Origin of the sequence: Streptomyces sp. NPDC060184, assembly GCF_042728795.1 — a bacterium.
Lineage (GTDB): Bacteria > Actinomycetota > Actinomycetes > Streptomycetales > Streptomycetaceae > Streptomyces.
The window spans coordinates 38190-52802 of the sequence record NZ_JBHWYX010000040.1 but is presented as its reverse complement, the minus strand read 5'-3'; the positions used below and the strand labels follow the sequence as shown (position 1 = coordinate 52802).

Annotated in this window: 10 protein-coding genes; 5 read left to right on the top strand and 5 right to left on the bottom strand. The window is 72.3% G+C overall.

Features of this window, described 5'->3' with window-relative positions:
* Nucleotides 1–227 precede the first annotated feature (227 nt).
* Both ACFWEE_RS24705 and ACFWEE_RS24700 read left to right on the top strand, forming a co-directional pair.
* On the top strand, nt 228–2705 hold the full coding sequence (locus ACFWEE_RS24705) for an endonuclease/exonuclease/phosphatase family protein (RefSeq protein WP_386892207.1): 2478 nt from the start codon (nt 228–230) through the stop codon (nt 2703–2705).
* A gap of 220 nt (nt 2706–2925) precedes the next feature.
* Entirely contained in the window at nt 2926–3522 is a 597-nt protein-coding gene (locus ACFWEE_RS24700) for a hypothetical protein (RefSeq protein ID WP_386892206.1), read from the top strand.
* A 30-nt stretch (nt 3523–3552) separates the two neighbouring features.
* On the opposite strand, the gene ACFWEE_RS24695 is transcribed toward ACFWEE_RS24700, so the two are convergent.
* The 3 genes from ACFWEE_RS24695 to ACFWEE_RS24685 are packed head-to-tail and all read right to left on the bottom strand — an operon-like array spanning nt 3553 to nt 6150.
* A complete protein-coding gene (locus tag ACFWEE_RS24695) occupies nt 3553–4629 on the bottom strand; it encodes an alpha/beta fold hydrolase (RefSeq protein ID WP_386892204.1) in 1077 nt (358 codons plus the stop codon).
* 19 nt (nt 4630–4648) lie between these two features.
* Nucleotides 4649–5920, bottom strand: a complete 1272-nt coding sequence (locus tag ACFWEE_RS24690; RefSeq protein ID WP_386892203.1) for a beta-ketoacyl-[acyl-carrier-protein] synthase family protein — start codon at nt 5918–5920, stop codon at nt 4649–4651.
* On the bottom strand, nt 5917–6150 hold the full coding sequence (locus tag ACFWEE_RS24685) for an acyl carrier protein (protein ID WP_386892202.1): 234 nt from the start codon (nt 6148–6150) through the stop codon (nt 5917–5919). The genes ACFWEE_RS24690 and ACFWEE_RS24685 overlap by 4 nt, the downstream gene beginning before the upstream one ends.
* Before the next feature lie 276 nt (nt 6151–6426).
* Here ACFWEE_RS24685 and ACFWEE_RS24680 point away from each other — a divergent pair, with 276 nt between their 5' ends.
* Nucleotides 6427–7158, top strand: coding sequence for a nitroreductase family protein (locus tag ACFWEE_RS24680; RefSeq protein ID WP_386892200.1), 732 nt, complete (start codon nt 6427–6429; stop codon nt 7156–7158).
* 191 nt (nt 7159–7349) lie between these two features.
* Here the strand turns inward: ACFWEE_RS24680 and ACFWEE_RS24675 are convergent, their stop codons facing one another.
* On the bottom strand, nt 7350–8273 hold the full coding sequence (locus ACFWEE_RS24675; RefSeq protein WP_386892198.1) for an MBL fold metallo-hydrolase: 924 nt from the start codon (nt 8271–8273) through the stop codon (nt 7350–7352).
* An 85-nt stretch (nt 8274–8358) separates the two neighbouring features.
* Between ACFWEE_RS24675 and ACFWEE_RS24670 the strand changes: the two genes are divergently transcribed.
* Together ACFWEE_RS24670 and ACFWEE_RS24665 are read left to right on the top strand one after the other, a co-directional pair.
* Entirely contained in the window at nt 8359–8763 is a 405-nt protein-coding gene (locus ACFWEE_RS24670; protein ID WP_386892196.1) for a MerR family transcriptional regulator, read from the top strand.
* Nucleotides 8764–9148: 385 nt separating this feature from the next.
* Nucleotides 9149–10711, top strand: coding sequence for a peptidoglycan-binding protein (locus tag ACFWEE_RS24665; protein WP_386892194.1), 1563 nt, complete (start codon nt 9149–9151; stop codon nt 10709–10711).
* A gap of 158 nt (nt 10712–10869) precedes the next feature.
* On the opposite strand, the gene ACFWEE_RS24660 is transcribed toward ACFWEE_RS24665, so the two are convergent.
* Nucleotides 10870–14553: a S8 family serine peptidase gene (locus ACFWEE_RS24660; protein WP_386892252.1), complete on the bottom strand. Its 3684-nt coding sequence runs from the start codon at nt 14551–14553 to the stop codon at nt 10870–10872.
* Nucleotides 14554–14613: the final 60 nt, after the last annotated feature.

Sequence of the window (14613 nt, the reverse complement as noted above, 5' to 3'; positions counted from 1 at the left end):
AGCGCGCGGCGTCGGACGCGGTTGGTCACCCGGTCCCGGCCGTGCCGTCCGTGCCCGTCGGGTGTCCCCCGCCGTCCGCTCCTTCGCGCTCGCACACATCACCGACCGGTACCCGCCGCACCGGCAACTCACCCACACGATGCGGGGAATTAACCTCTGATGCCTTGTCATGCATGTTCTACGCGCATAGCTTTCTGCTCTCACTACACACTTTGGGGGCAGTACCCGTGCAGATATCCAGAGCCCGTTCGGCCGCGCTGGCCGGTGTCGTCGCCGTCGCGCTGTCGGTGACGGCCCTGCCCGCCGCCTTCGCCGCCCCGTCCGCGAGCGCCGTGATCTCGGAGGTCTACGGCGGCGGGGGCAACTCGGGCGCCACGCTCACCCGTGACTTCATCGAGCTGGGCAACGCGGGCGGCGCGGCGTTCGACCTCTCGGGTTACAGCGTCCAGTACCTGCCCGGGACCCCGTCCGCCGGCTCGCTCTGGCAGGTGTCCCCCCTCACCGGTTCTGTCGCTCCCGGCGGTCGCTACCTGGTGGCCGAGTCCGCCGGTACGGGCGGCACAGTCGCCCTGCCCACCCCGGACGCCACCGGCACCGTCGCGATGGCCGCGGGCAGCGGCACCGTCGCCCTGGTCTCCGGCACCACCCCGCTCACCTGCAAGACCGCGGCCGACTGCGCCATCGACACCCGGATCGTCGACCTCGTCGGGTACGGCTCCGCCGTCGTCCGCGAGACGGGCCCCGCCCCCGCCCCGTCCGCCACCTCCTCCGTGGCCCGCGCCGCCTCGCTCGCCGACACCGACGACAACTCCGCCGACTTCGCCGCGGGCACCCCGACCCCGGTCAACACGGCGGACCAGACCTCCGGCGGCGGCTCCACCGACCCCGGGGAGCCGAGCGAGCCCACCGAGCCGGGCACCGTCCGGGTCCACGACATCCAGGGCACCACCCGCCTCTCGCCGCTCGACGGCCGGACCGTCACGGCGGTGCCGGGCGTCGTCACCGCCGTCCGTACGAGCGGCTCGCGCGGCTACTGGCTCCAGGACACCGCCCCGGACGCGGACGCCCGCACCAGCGAGGCGGTCTTCGTCTACACCGGCTCCGCCGCTCCCGGTGTCGTCGCCGGTGACTCGGTCCTGGTCGGCGGCACGGTGGACGAGTACTACCCGGGCACCGGCACCCAGTCCGTCACCGAGATCACCGCCCCGAAGACCACGGTGCTCTCGCACGGCAACGCGCTGCCCGCACCGGTCGTGCTCGACGCCTCCGCGGTGCCCGCCGCGTACACGCCCACCGCGGGCGGCGGCTCGATCGAGGCGCTCCCCCTCCAGCCGGACACCTACGCCCTCGACCTGTACGAGTCCCTCGAAGGCGTCCGTGTGCGGATCGCCGACACCCGGGTCGTCGGCGCGACGAACTCGTACGGCGAGATGTGGGTCACGGTCAAGCCGGACGAGAACCCGAGCGCGCGCGGCGGCACGCTCTACACCTCGTACACCGGCCAGAACACCGGGCGCATCGAAGTGATGTCCCTGGACGCCTCCGCGCCGGTGCCCACCGCGAACGTGGGCGACGTGCTCTCCGGTACGACGACGGGCGTCCTCGACTACGTCTCCTTCGGCGGCTACGCCCTCCAGGCCACCGAGGTCGGCACGCGGACCGACAACGGGCTGAAGCGCGAGGTCACCCGCAAGCAGAAGAAGAAGGAACTCGCGGTCGCCACGTACAACGTGGAGAACCTCGACGCCCTGGACGACCAGGCGAAGTTCGACACCCTCGCCTCGGGCGTCGCCGTCAACCTCTCCTCGCCGGACGTGGTCTCCCTGGAGGAGATCCAGGACGACAACGGCGCCACCAGCGACGGCACGGTCGGCTCCGAGGCGACCCTGAAGCGGTTCACCGACGCGATCGTCGCCGCCGGGGGACCCCGCTACTCCTGGCGCTACATCGCCCCCGAGGACGGCGAGGACGGCGGCGAGCCGGGCGGGAACATCCGCAACGTCTTCCTCTTCAACCCGAAGCGGGTGTCCTTCGTGGACCGCCCGGGTGGCACCGCGGCGACCGCCGTCACCGCGGTGGACACCCGCAAGGGCGTCGAGCTCTCCGCCTCGCCCGGCCGGATCAACCCGACGAGCGCCGCGTGGGCGGACAGCCGCAAGCCGCTGGTGGGCGAGTTCCGCTTCGACGGCGAGACCGTGTTCGTCATCGGCAACCACTTCGCCTCCAAGGGCGGCGACCTTCCCCTGCACGGCAAGAACCAGGAGCCGGAGCGCAGTTCGGAGGTCAAGCGCGTCCAGCAGGCGGCCGAGGTCAACATCTTCGTCAAGTCACTGCTGGCGGCGGACAAGTCGGCCAAGGTCATCACGCTCGGCGACCTCAACGACTTCGCGTTCTCCCCGGCCGTGACCCGGCTGACCGACGGCAAGGTCCTCAAGCCGCTGATCACGACGCTGCCCGCGGACGAGCAGTACAGCTACGTCTACGAGGGCAACTCCCAGACGCTGGACCACATCCTGACGAGCCCCGGCGTCCGCCACCTCGACTACGACGTGGTGCACATCAACGCGGAGTTCGCCGACCAGGCGAGCGACCACGACCCGCAGATCGTCCGCGTGAAGATCGGCGGCGGCTCGGCCAAGGACGACAAGGACCACGGCAAGGGCAAGGGCAAGAACGACGGCAAGGGCCACGCGCAGGGGCACTGACCCCCGCCACCGCCCCGTACCGGTGATCCACGAGGGCCGTCCGTTCGCGGGCGGCCCTCCGCCGTGCGCGGCACGCGGGCCGTACTCCACCGTGCGCGCCACGCGACGGGTGGGTACGAATTCCCGCCCGGGTGCAACCGAACGGCTCTCCCCGCGCATTCAGTAGATGACGGGCGGCGATCGGCCGCTCCCGTCCACGAGTGCAACCACGGGGGAATCCATGATCGGCACGACGCGAGCAGGCAGACGCACCGCGGGGGTCGTACGGCGTTACACCCGGGGCGGGCCGGCGGTGCTCGGCATCGGCATCGCCCTGGTCCTGGCCACCGCGGGGTGCGAGAGTTCCGGGAGCGAATCCACGCCCGCGGCACCGTCGGCCACCGCACCGGCTCCCGCCGGGTCGACCCCGGCCGCCGCGACACCGACCGGGACGGCCGGCGCCTCGCCGTCCTCAGGGCAGTGCCCCGGAACGGCCGACGAGACCCTGCGTCTGTCCGGCCACCGGATCGAGCACGACATCATCTACCTCGCCACCGAGGAAGGCGGGTGGGACTGTTCTCAGGCCGCGACGCCGAGGTGGAAGGGGACCGGCGCGAAGCGCGACATCCGGATCGCGGAGACGGCCGAAATCACCGTCGGACGGCCCTTCACCTCCTCGGCCGCCCATCAGCCGATCGAGTTGTCCCGCTTCCTGGAGCAGATCGACACCCTGGCCCGGAACTCGGCCGATCCGCTGGTGTTCAGCTACTCCACCGACCCGGCGAGCGGCCTGCTGGTCCAGCTGACCCAGGAACAGGCACCCGGCCCGACGGGCTGACGGCCGGCAGCCCGCCGGCCCGACGGCACCTCAGGCGCCCCTCCCGCCCGGCGCGGCGTACTCCCGCCGGGTCTCCGGGCCGGACCTCCGGTCGGCGGGGAGCGGGCGGTCCGTGAAGAAGCGGGCCGCCAACTCGGCCACGTCGTCCGAGCGTTCCAGGACCACCCAGTGGTCGGCGTCGGCGAGCGTGAGGAACCTGCTGCCCTCGACGGTCGCGGCGAACTCCCGTTGCCGCTCGGGGGAGGTGACCGTGTCGTGCTCTCCGGCGAAGACCAGCGCCGGCACCCCGGTGAGCCCGCCGGAGAAGTCGGGCCGGTCCCCCAGAGCGCGCACCAGCGAGTCCGCGGCGTGCGGCGAGGTGCGCAGCGCGTGCAGGAAGGACCGCCGCACATAGCGCTGGGCCAGCGCACCGCGGTGGACGTACCGTTCGGGGTCCAAGCACATCAGGGCCTCGGCCGCGAGGGTGGCGAGGCCTTCCGGGTCGCCCGCGGTCATCCGCTCCACCGCCCGCTGCCAGTGGTCGCGCTGGGCCGGGGAGATGTGCGCGGGGACCCCGCCGAGGGCGATCCGGGCGACCCGGCCGGGGTGGTGGCGGGCCCAGTCGAAGGCGATCGCGGTGCCGTACGAGAAGCCGAAGAGGTTGACGCGCGGGGCGCCGAGGTCGTCGACGATCCGGGTGACCGCCTCACGGAGCAGTACGGCGCTCGGTCCGGGCGGCAGCGCACCGGCGCTTCCCATGCCGGGGAGGTCGGCGGTCACCACGTCGGCGAGCGGGCCGAGGTGGTCGTCCATCTGGGGCCACCCGTACATGCCCTGGAGCGCGCCGCCGAGCACCACCACGGGCTCGGTCACGGGGCCGGGGGGCGGCGTGACGGCGTCCGCGTCTCCCGGCACCCGAGCCGCGTCCGGTCCGGCGCCCGGTCCCGGAACCCGCGCGTCGTCCGGTCCGGCCCCCGGTCCCGCCGGTCCCGGAACCCGCACACCGTCCGGTCCGGCGCCCGGTCCGGGTACGGGCGCCCGCTCCGGCCCCTCGGGTCCGCGCTTCAGCTGGCGGTAGGCGAAGGGAACCCCCTCCACCGACAGCGACCGGATGATCTCCTTGCCCATGGTCCGTCCTCCTCCCGCCTCAGGCCCGGCTCAGGATCAGGGCGGCGTTGTGGCCGCCGAAGCCCAGCGAGGTCTTCGCCGCGTGGTCGAAGGTGTGCCGCCTGGCCTCCTTGCTCACCACCTCGACCGGGATCTCCGGGTCCGGCGCGTCGAGATTGACGGTGGGCGGGACCAGCTGGTGCTGGAGCGCGAGGACGGTGAGGGCCGTCTCGATGCCTCCGGCGGCCCCGAGGGTGTGACCGGTCATCGCCTTCGTCGAGGTGACGAGGGCCTGGTCGCCGAGGACCCGGTGGAGCATGGTCGCCTCGATCAGGTCGTTGGCGACGGTCGAGGTGCCGTGCGCGTTGACGTGGCCGATGTCCGCGCCGGTGAGTCCCGCGTCCGCGAGGGCGGTGCGCAGCGCGCGTTCGACGCCGAGACCGTCGGGCTCGGGCGCGACGGTGGAGAAGGCGTCGCTGGCGGCGCCGTAGCCGCTGACGTGGGCCCGCACGGTGGCGCCCCGGGCGCGGGCGTGGCCGGGGTGCTCCATGACCAGCAGTCCGGCGCCCTCGCCGACGACGAAGCCGTCCCGGTGGATGTCGAAGGGGCGGCAGGCGGACCGTGGGTCGTCCCGCCGGGTGGAGACCGCCTTCATCTGGCAGGCGCTGGCGATCAGGAGCCGGGAGCAGACCGACTCGGCGCCGCCCGCGATCACGATGTCGCAGGCGCCGGTGCGCAGGAGCTGGTGCGCCGTGCCGATGGCGACGGTGCCGGAGGAGCAGGCGGTGGAGACGGCGAGGCTGGGTCCGTGGACGGTGAGGTCCAGGGTGACGCTGCTGGCCGCGCCGTTGACGACGACGAGGGGGGCGAGCTTCGGCGAGACCCGGCGTGCGCCACGCTCGCCGAGGGCGGTGTGCTGCTCGTCGTAGAACGGAAGCCCGCCGTGCGCCGAGCCGATCACGACGCCGACCCGGGAGCTGTCCCAGACCGAGGGGTCGAGTCCCGCGTCGGACACCGCCTCGCGGGCCGCGATGACGGCGAGTTGGGAGAAGCGGTCCATCAACCGCTGTGCCGCGATACCGAGTTCGGCCCGGGTGTCGAGTCCGGTGACGGTGTAGAAGAAGTCGCAGGGCAGGCCTTCGAGTTCGCCTCGGTGCACCACCGAGGGTTCGTCGCCCTCGCCGCAGACCCCGCGCCACGAGGCGTCGGTGCCCACTCCGGCGGCGGTGATCAGTCCGACGCCGGTCACGGCGGCGTGGAACGGCTCCGGACGGGGGCGCGGCCAGGGCCCGGGAACCGGCCGGCCCGTCACGCGGTGACCTTGTCGTGCACGGCGGAGACGAGCCGGCCGACGGTGTCGCGCGAGGTGATCTCGACGTCCTCCAGATCGACGCAGAGCCGGTCCTCGATGAGCAGTCTCAGCTCTTCCAGGGCGAGGGAGTCCAGACGGAGTCGACGGAGCGGCACATCGTCCCCGATCACCTCGGGGTCGGTACCGAAGTTCGACACCAGCAGGTCGGTGATGTGTTCCGAGGTGCTCATGGGGCGCTCCTCCGCTCGGTGACGCGGTGACGCCTGCCGCGTGGGGATGAGGTGGGCCATCGGGGGACGCCGGCTGCTCCGAAGGGCCCTTTATACGCCCTCGCGGAGCATGATCGGCCCCGCGTTCCCCCGTGCGGAGGGGGTCTGCGCAGGTGTACGAATCCGTGGCCGCCGCCCGGGTGAACGCCGCCACCGCACCGCCTCGCACCCCGGGCCGGTCGGGCATGCCCAACACCCCTGCCGGGGTCGCGCCTTGGGCCCGTACACTCCGCGACCATGACAACGGAAACACTGAGCACGGACGCCTCCGCGGCCGAGGACCCCGCCCTCTTCGCCACCATGTCCACCATGCGCGCCATGCGCCGCCTCTCGCCGGATCCGGTGCCGTACGAGACGGTGGAGCGGCTGGTCCAGGCGGCGGTCTGGGGCCCGAGCGGCGGCAACATGCAGGCCTACGAATACGTCGTGGTGACCGACCGCCAGGTGATGGCGGAGCTCGCGCCGCTGTGGAAGCGGTGCGTGGACGCCTATCTGGCGACGACGGGGAAGTACGCGCCGAAAGGCATGGACGAGGCGGCGTACGGCCGGATGGTCGCGGCGATCGAGTACCAGCGCGACCACTTCGCCGACACGCCCGCGCTCGTCGTGCCGTGCTACCGGTTCCCCGAGCCCCGCCTGGACGAGGAGGGCCTGATCGCCTCCGCCGTGGCGCTGGGGCCCGCGGCGACCGAGCGCCTGATGACCACGCAGGACCGGTTCCAGGCCCTGGCGGAGGGCTCCTGCGTCTACCCGGGGGTACAGAACCTCCTTCTGGCGGCACGCGCGCTGGGTCTGGCCGCCAACGTCACCATCTGGCACCTGATGCTGGAGCAGGAGTGGAAGGAGGCGCTGGGCATCCCCGAGGAGATGCGGACCTTCGCCGCGATTCCGATCGGGTGGCCGATGGGGAACTTCGGCCCCGTCCGCCGCCGCCCGGTCTCCGAGGTCGTGCACCGCGACCGCTGGTAGCCCTCGCATCACCGTCCCGGGTCGGCTCCGCGGTGGAGCCCCCGGCTTCCGGGCCCGGCATGACCTCCCCCCGTGACCCGTGATCCGGGAGGACGTCGCCGGGCCCGGAGGCGCTGAGCGACCGCTGCTCGGGGCGCCTGTCGGGTCGTGACCGATGCGGGGGCTTCCCCCGGGCGGAATCCCCCGAGTGGTCAAACCCGCAGCTGTTGGGCCGCCCGGTGGTCGTGCGTCGGGACGATCGTGACGCGGTCCTTGACGGCGTGCAGGCGGTGCAGTGTCCGGAAGGTCTCGTGCCGGTCTTCGTCGGCGAGCTTGCCCGGGTAGCCGGCCTTCTGCCGGATCAGGTCGATCTGGTCGGTGTGCCAGGCAGCGTCTCCGGCGAGCAGCACCCAGCCCGCTGCCGTGTGCGCCAGAACTCCAACGCTGCCGGGGGTGTGTCCCGCGAGGTCGACGAGCACGACGGAGCCGTCGCCGAAGAGGTCGTGGCCGGCGGTGAAAGTGAGGACCGGCGGGCCGTCCAGTTCGTACCTGACGATGTCCCGGCCGCGCAGGGCCTCGCGGACGCCACCCACGGGCGCGATCGAGCCTCGCGCGACCCAGTCGTGTTCGCGTCGGTGCAGATGTACCGGCAGTTCGGGAAGATCGAGGAGTCCGCATACGTGGTCCCAATGCGCGTGCGTCGGCAGCGCGAAATCCAGACCGGCACGCGGCAGCTCACGCAGCGCGGTAACGGTGGCGACGGTGTCCGCCGGGGGACGCACCGCGACCCGCAGGAACGGCGGCAATGTCGCGACGGCGCGGCTGTCGACGTCCAGGCAGACACCCGGATCCACGACGAACGTCGCTTCCGGGTGGGTGATCACGAACGACAGCAGCGAATTCGCGACGCGCCGCGGTTGCCGCAGCCCCTCCACGATCAGTGCGGTGGGCACGGACCGTGGCACCTGTCTCAGTGCGGACACGGTGACCGACACCGAAGTGTCCGGTAGCCCCGCGTCGGTCAAGCCGCGCAGAAAACGCTGGTCGGGTCGTCGGGGACGCACAAACCCCGTGGCCAGGCTGGCGACCGCGCCACAGCATGCGGCCAGCGTCGGTGATCTCACAGCGTCGGACATGGCAGCCCTGTCCCTCTCGCGATCGGGTGGTGGGTTCGATGACGGGACGGTATAACTTCAGGTCGACCTGAAGTAAAGGAGCGTGATGTCCGCGGTGGAGTTGAAGATCGGCGGCGCGGCTGCCCTGCTCGGGGTGGCCACCCATGTCCTCCGGCACTGGGAGGACATGGGACTGCTCACCCCGCGCCGGCTGCCCTCCGGGCATCGCGCCTACGACGACCGGACCGTCGGCCGGGCCCGCCTCATCCAGATCGGCCGGCGGGCCGGACTGTCACTCGCCGAAATCGGCGAACTCGCCGCGGGGGAACGGGCCGACCGCATCGGCCTGGTCAACGCGAAGCGCGCCCGGATCGCCGAACACATCACGAACCTCGAACTGGCCGACCGGTTCCTGGCCCACCTGGTGCACTGCGTACACCCGGTCGTCTCCGATTGCCCGGAGTGTTCGGCCCTGGCCGAGCGGGGCGCGCGGTCGGCCATCACCCCGTGATCCAGCATCAGAAAGCGTGCAGCGCCGCCGCAGTGAGCCTTCGGCCGCGTGTCGGTGCCGGAGACCGCGAGCCCGTCCGGCAGCCGCCCTCCCGGCGGACACCCCGCGCTTCCTCGGGGAACACGTCGTCGGCCGTCCACCCGCCGTCCGCGCCCCGGAGGTAGAGGGGTAACCCCCTGCCCGGCCCCCCCGTTCGGGAGGCGGACTCCGACTTTTTCCGACGTACCGTCAGATGCGTTGCGCCGATGGGGTGTTGACTCGGCGCGCCGCGCCCGGACGTCATTGTCATGCATTCTTCAGATGGATAGCCTGTGCCCGCTCTGCAGCCCTCCGCCCACCCCACCGGACCGAGGGCTCCCTCTCCCCCACACACGCAGGAGCAGACATGCCCAGACGCCCCGCGGCCCCCGCGCGCCGTCGTACCTCCGCAGCCGCCCTGGCGGCCCTCACCGTCGCGGCCGTCGTGGCGGCGGGACAGCCGGCCCTGGCCTCGGCCGCGCCGGACCCGACCGCCCACTTGCTGAACCGGGCCTTCGCCCGCGCCGCCACCGAGTACGGCGTGCCCCGCGACCTGCTCGCGGCCGTCGGCTACGGCGAGTCGCACTTCGACGGGCACCAGGGACTCCCCAGCCAGGACAACGGCTACGGCGTCATGCACCTGGTGAGCAACCCGACCAACCGGTCCCTGGAGAAGGCCGCCGCCCTCACCGGAGCCTCCGCCGCCCAGCTGCGCGAGAACACCGCGACGAACGTCCTCGGCGGCGCGGCCGTGCTCCGCTCGTACGCCGACGCCCTCGGGCTCGACCAGGACGAGCGGCTCGACGTGGACTCCTGGTACCCGGCCGTCGCCCGGTACGGCGGCGCCGAAGGGCCCGCGGCGGCCCTCTACGCGGACACGGTCTTCTCCTTCCTGGCCGGCGGCCTGCGCGCCAAGACCCCGGAGGGCGAGGAGATCACCGTCACCTCGCGCCCGGTATCCCCGGAGAAGGGCGACCTCGCCCCGAGCGCCGTGAGCACCCGGTCGGCGGACTACCCCTCGGCGCTCTGGGTTCCCGCCAGCACCACCAATTACAAGTCGGGCCGGACGGCGGACATCGACAAGGTCGTCATCCACGTCACCCAGGGCTCGTACGCGGGCTCCATCAGCTGGTTCCAGGACCCCGCGGCCGTGGTCAGCGCGCACTACGTGATCCGCTCCTCGGACGGCCAGATCACCCAGATGGTGCGCGACAGCGACACCGCCTACCACGCGAAGAGCGCCAACGCCTCGTCCCTGGGCATCGAGCACGAGGGCTGGATCGACGATCCGAGCTGGTTCACCGACGCGATGTACCGCTCCTCGGCGGCGCTCACCCGCTACCTCTGCGACCGGCACGGCATCGTGAAGGACCGGGCGCACATCATCGGGCACAGCGAGGCGCCCGGCAACGACCACACGGACCCGGGCCCCTACTGGGACTGGACCTACTACATGCAGCTGGTCGACGGTTCCGCCGGCGGGACCACGGACGCGCTGAGCTTCCCCTCCTACACGACCCAGCAGTCGGGCTCCAGCGGCGCCCAGGTGAAGGCCGTGCAGCAGCTCCTCAACACCCAGGGCTACGAGGCGGGTTCGGTGGACGGGGTGTTCGGCTCCGCGACCACGTCGGCGGTGCAGGCCTTCCAGCGGGCCCGCGGGCTGAGCGCGGACGGCATCGTGGGCGCGAAGACCTGGACGGCGCTGCTGTCGGCCGGTACCACCCCCGAGCTGCGTCAGGGCAGCACCGGTGAGGACGTCAAACGCCTCCAGCGCTCGCTGACGGCGGCCCTCGGCACGACCGTCTCCGTCGACGGGGAGTTCGGATCGGGCACCGCCACCGCGGTGCGCACCTTCCAGACCGGCCACGGGCTGTCGGTGGACGGCATCGTCGGTGCGGCGACCTGGGCGGCCCTCCAGTCGGGCAGCTGACCCCACCCGCCCGGCCACGGCCCTTGGCAGCGCACGGAGAGGTGGCTCCGCACCCCCGCGAAGGGGTGCGGAGCCACCGGCGTTTCCCGGTTCCGGGGCCACCGGCGGTCTTCGGCGTCCGGAGCCACGCGCCGCTGAGGGTGATCAGCGGCGGGGGGTCACTTCAGGCCGAAGGCCCGGATGATCTCCTGGTCCACCGCGAGGCCGTCCGGGCCCTCGGCGTGCGCCCTGAGGGAGACCGAGGAGGCCCCCTTCTTCGGCGGGGTGAACGCCGCGGCCCACTGGCCGGACCCGGTCCTGCGCAGCTTGACGGTGCTCCACCGGGCGCCGTCGTCGTAACTGACCTGCAACGAGGCGGAGGTTGCCTTCACCGCGCCGTCCAGCCAGGCCTGCGTCCCGGCGCCGAGGCCGAGTCCGACCTCCTTGCCCGCCTTCACGTCACCGGCGAGGTCGGTGTCGACGTCGAAGTCCAGCTGGATCAGCGGGATGTCGCTCTGCGCGTAGCCGGTCTCGCCCGCGTCGAGCTGCCCCGAGAGGAACGACCACTCGCTGTGCGTGCGGGTGGAGGACTTCCAGGTGCCGGCGTCGCGGCGGGAGTCGAGGACCAGTCGGTACGGCAGTCTCTCGGGCGAGAGCTCCCACGCGTAACCGGCCCGGCCCGCACCCTCCTTGATCAGGGTGTCCCCCTGGTAGAAGGCGTAGCTCGTGGTGTCGTACTCGTCCGCGGGCATCGACCCCGAGTGGCCCTCGCCCGAGTCGGTCCAGGCGGTGATGTTGAACTGCATGTCGTTGTACGAGGTACGGAACGGGCCCCAGTAACCGGTGCCGAGGCGGGGGCTCGTCACGGGGGCGAACCACTCGTCCTTGTAGGTGCGGCCTGCCGTGTAGTCGAGTTCGGCGCTGCGCATCTCGGCTGCGGTGTCGGTGGCGTCGGCGTTGAGGACGGAGTGGTCCTCGTACCAGAAGGAGTCGCCCGGGAGCGGGGTGACCCACTCCTCGCGGACGCCCGGGTACTGCTCGTACTCCGCGAAGCCGACGCCCGGTCCGTACTCCGGGATGTCGTAGCGGTAGCCGGCGCCGAGCGTCTTCCTGGCGCCGTAGAAGGTGTTCTCCACCTTGGCCAGCTGGCGGACCGCCGGGGCGAACGCGAGGGAGCGGTCCGGGATGGTGCCGTCGTGCCGGTCGACGAGGTCGTAGACGTAGTCGGCGAACTTCTTCTGGTCGACGCCGATCTTCTTGCCGCGCTGGGCCGCCTTGATCAGGGCCTGGCCGGCGAGCGTCTGGGCGGAGACCACCGGGATGGTGCTCTCGGTGCCCCAGTCGGTGTAGGTCTCCAGGGCGACCCCCCGGCCGTCGTTGACGACGAAGAGTGCCGAGGCTCCCGCCGCGACCGCGTTGGCGAGCCGGTCGGCAGGGGCGACGGCGTCGCTGCGGTCGATGACCACGGCCTTGCCCTTGGCGCGAAGCCCCTTGTAGGCGGCGGCATTTCCGTCGCCCGCGTAGACGGCGTCCAGCTTCTGCTCGCGGTCCTCGGCGACGGCGGAGCCGCCCTGCACGGTCACCGGGACGTCGGTCCCGTCGGCGGTGACGTCGACCAGTTCCTCGCCCAGGCGCCAGCGGGTCAGGAAGCTGAAGGTGCCCTGGGTGACCTTCTTGGTGGGCGCTGCCCACAACTCGTCGTAGGTCAGGGGGATCTGGTAGAGATCGCGTTGGACCAGGCCGCTGGGGGCCGTCCTGGCCATGTCGTAGCGGAGTTGGCGGGTCTCGGACTCCTGCGGGGCCCGGGCGCTGATCCTGCGGGCCTTCGACGCGTCGAGGGTGATGGTCCGCGGGCCGTCCGTGAGGATGGTCTCGGGTGCGGCGAGGAAGGCGAGCGCCTTCGAGTCGGTGCGGTCGCCGTCGATGTCGAGGACGGTCCAGGCGGTGTAGTTGCCCGGCGGGAGCCGCAGGGTGGTGGAGCCCTGAACGTCGACGACGTTCAGGTTCGGGTCTTCGAGCGCGGCGAACACGACCCGGCCGTCGGCCGGTTCGCCCGCGCGGTCGCGGAGCTGGATGGTGAGGTCGTAGCGCTCCTCCTCCTTGCTGACGGCGAAGCCCGTGTGGGCGACGGTCGCGCCGGTCGCGTCGGTGGCGACGACCTGGCCCGAGAAGAGGGTGCCCGCGTCGACCTCGGACGGGTCGATCGAGAGCACGGCCTCGGCGGTGGACCCGGCCGGGACGGTCAGCTCCGGGGTGGAGAGGGTGTACGCCGCGGAGTCCGCGTCGGTGGCGAGGTGCAGGGTGACGTCCTGCTTGCCGGTGTTGGTGTACGTGAGGGTCCGCCGGGCCACCTCGTCGGAGGCGTCGTGCGGCCAGGCGTAGTCGGCGACCTCGACGGAGCCGGTGGCCACGATCGTGGTGTCGACCGCCGCCCCGACGTCGACGCGGCCGGTGCCCTGCTCGTACGGGGTGTACGCGGGGAGCTGCTTGGACGAGCTCATCAGCGCGTCCTTGAGCCGGCTGCCGGACCAGTCGGGGTGGCGCTGCTTGAGGATGGCGGCGGCTCCGGCGACGTGCGGGGTGGCCATCGACGTACCGTCCATCGACTGGTACATGCCCTCGATGCCGGGGACCGACTGGGAGGCCGCCGCGTTGATGCCGACGCCCGGGGCGGACAGGTCCGGCTTCAGTCCGTGGGTGTTGATCAGCGGGCCCATGGAGGAGAAGTCCGCGCGGTTGTCCTGCTTGTCGACGGCGGCGACGGTGAGCGCCGTGGCCGCCGAGCCGGGCGCGCTGATGGTTCCCGCGCCGTAGGAGTTGCCGGCCGCGATGACGAAGAGCGGTCCGCCGTCGGCGGAGAGCGCGTCGACCGCCTGGGCCATCGGGTCGGTGCCGTCGTCCGGCACCGGGGCGCCGAGGCTCATGGAGACGACGTCGGCCCCTTCCGCCTTCGCCCACTCCATCGCCTCGATGATGCCGGAGTCGGCACCCTCGCCGCTGTCCGCGAGCACCTTGCCGATCAGCAGGCCCGCGCCCGGGGCGACGCCCTTGTTCAGCCCGTCGGACGCCGCGCCGGAACCGGCCACGGTCGAAGCCACGTGTGTGCCGTGGCCGTTCTTGTCGTCCACGTCCTCGCCGGGGACGAAGCTCTTCGACTCCAGGATGCGGTCCTTGACGTCCGGGTGGTCGGCGTCGATGCCGGTGTCCAGGACCGCGACCTTGATGCCCGTTCCGTCGTATCCCTGGGCCCAGGCGGCGGGTGCGTCGATCTGCGGCACGGACTCCGAGAGCTGTGCCGTCGAACGGCCGTCGAGCCAGAGCTTGGAGATGCCCGCGTCCAGCGAACGGGCTTGCTGGGTACCGGAGATGTCGTTCCAGAAGGTGCGGGCGTCGGCCTTGTCGGCGGTGAGCGCCGCTCCGTGGATCGACTCCAGGGTGCGCACCTTCCTGGCGCCGTCCGGTGCGGCGGGCAGCGAACGCGCCACGGTCGGCGGGTAGGTGGCGATCAGCGGGATGCCGCCGGTGCGCTCGTCGTCGTATCCCATCCCGGTCAGTGCGGTGATGTCGAAGAGCCTGCGGTCGAGCCTCCCGGCAGCGAGGAGGGAGGTGGCCTCGTCGGGCAGGACGTAGAGGTGGTCGCCGGCCTGCTGCACGTGGACGCCGCCGGTCGCGCCGTCCGGGCGGTCGACGGTCACGGTGCCGTGGTCGCCGGCTCGGGCGCCCTCGACGTAGTGCACCACGTCACCGGTGACGAGGGTGATGTCGTGGCTCTGCGGTTCGGCCACCTGCCGGGTGTGGGCGGCCGGAGCCTGGGGGGTCGCCGCGTGGGGGGACGCGGAAGCGGAACCGGCGCCGGGGAGCATGACACCGCTCACGAGTGCGACGGACGTCGCTATGAGGAGGAGCGTGCGTCCCTGACGAGC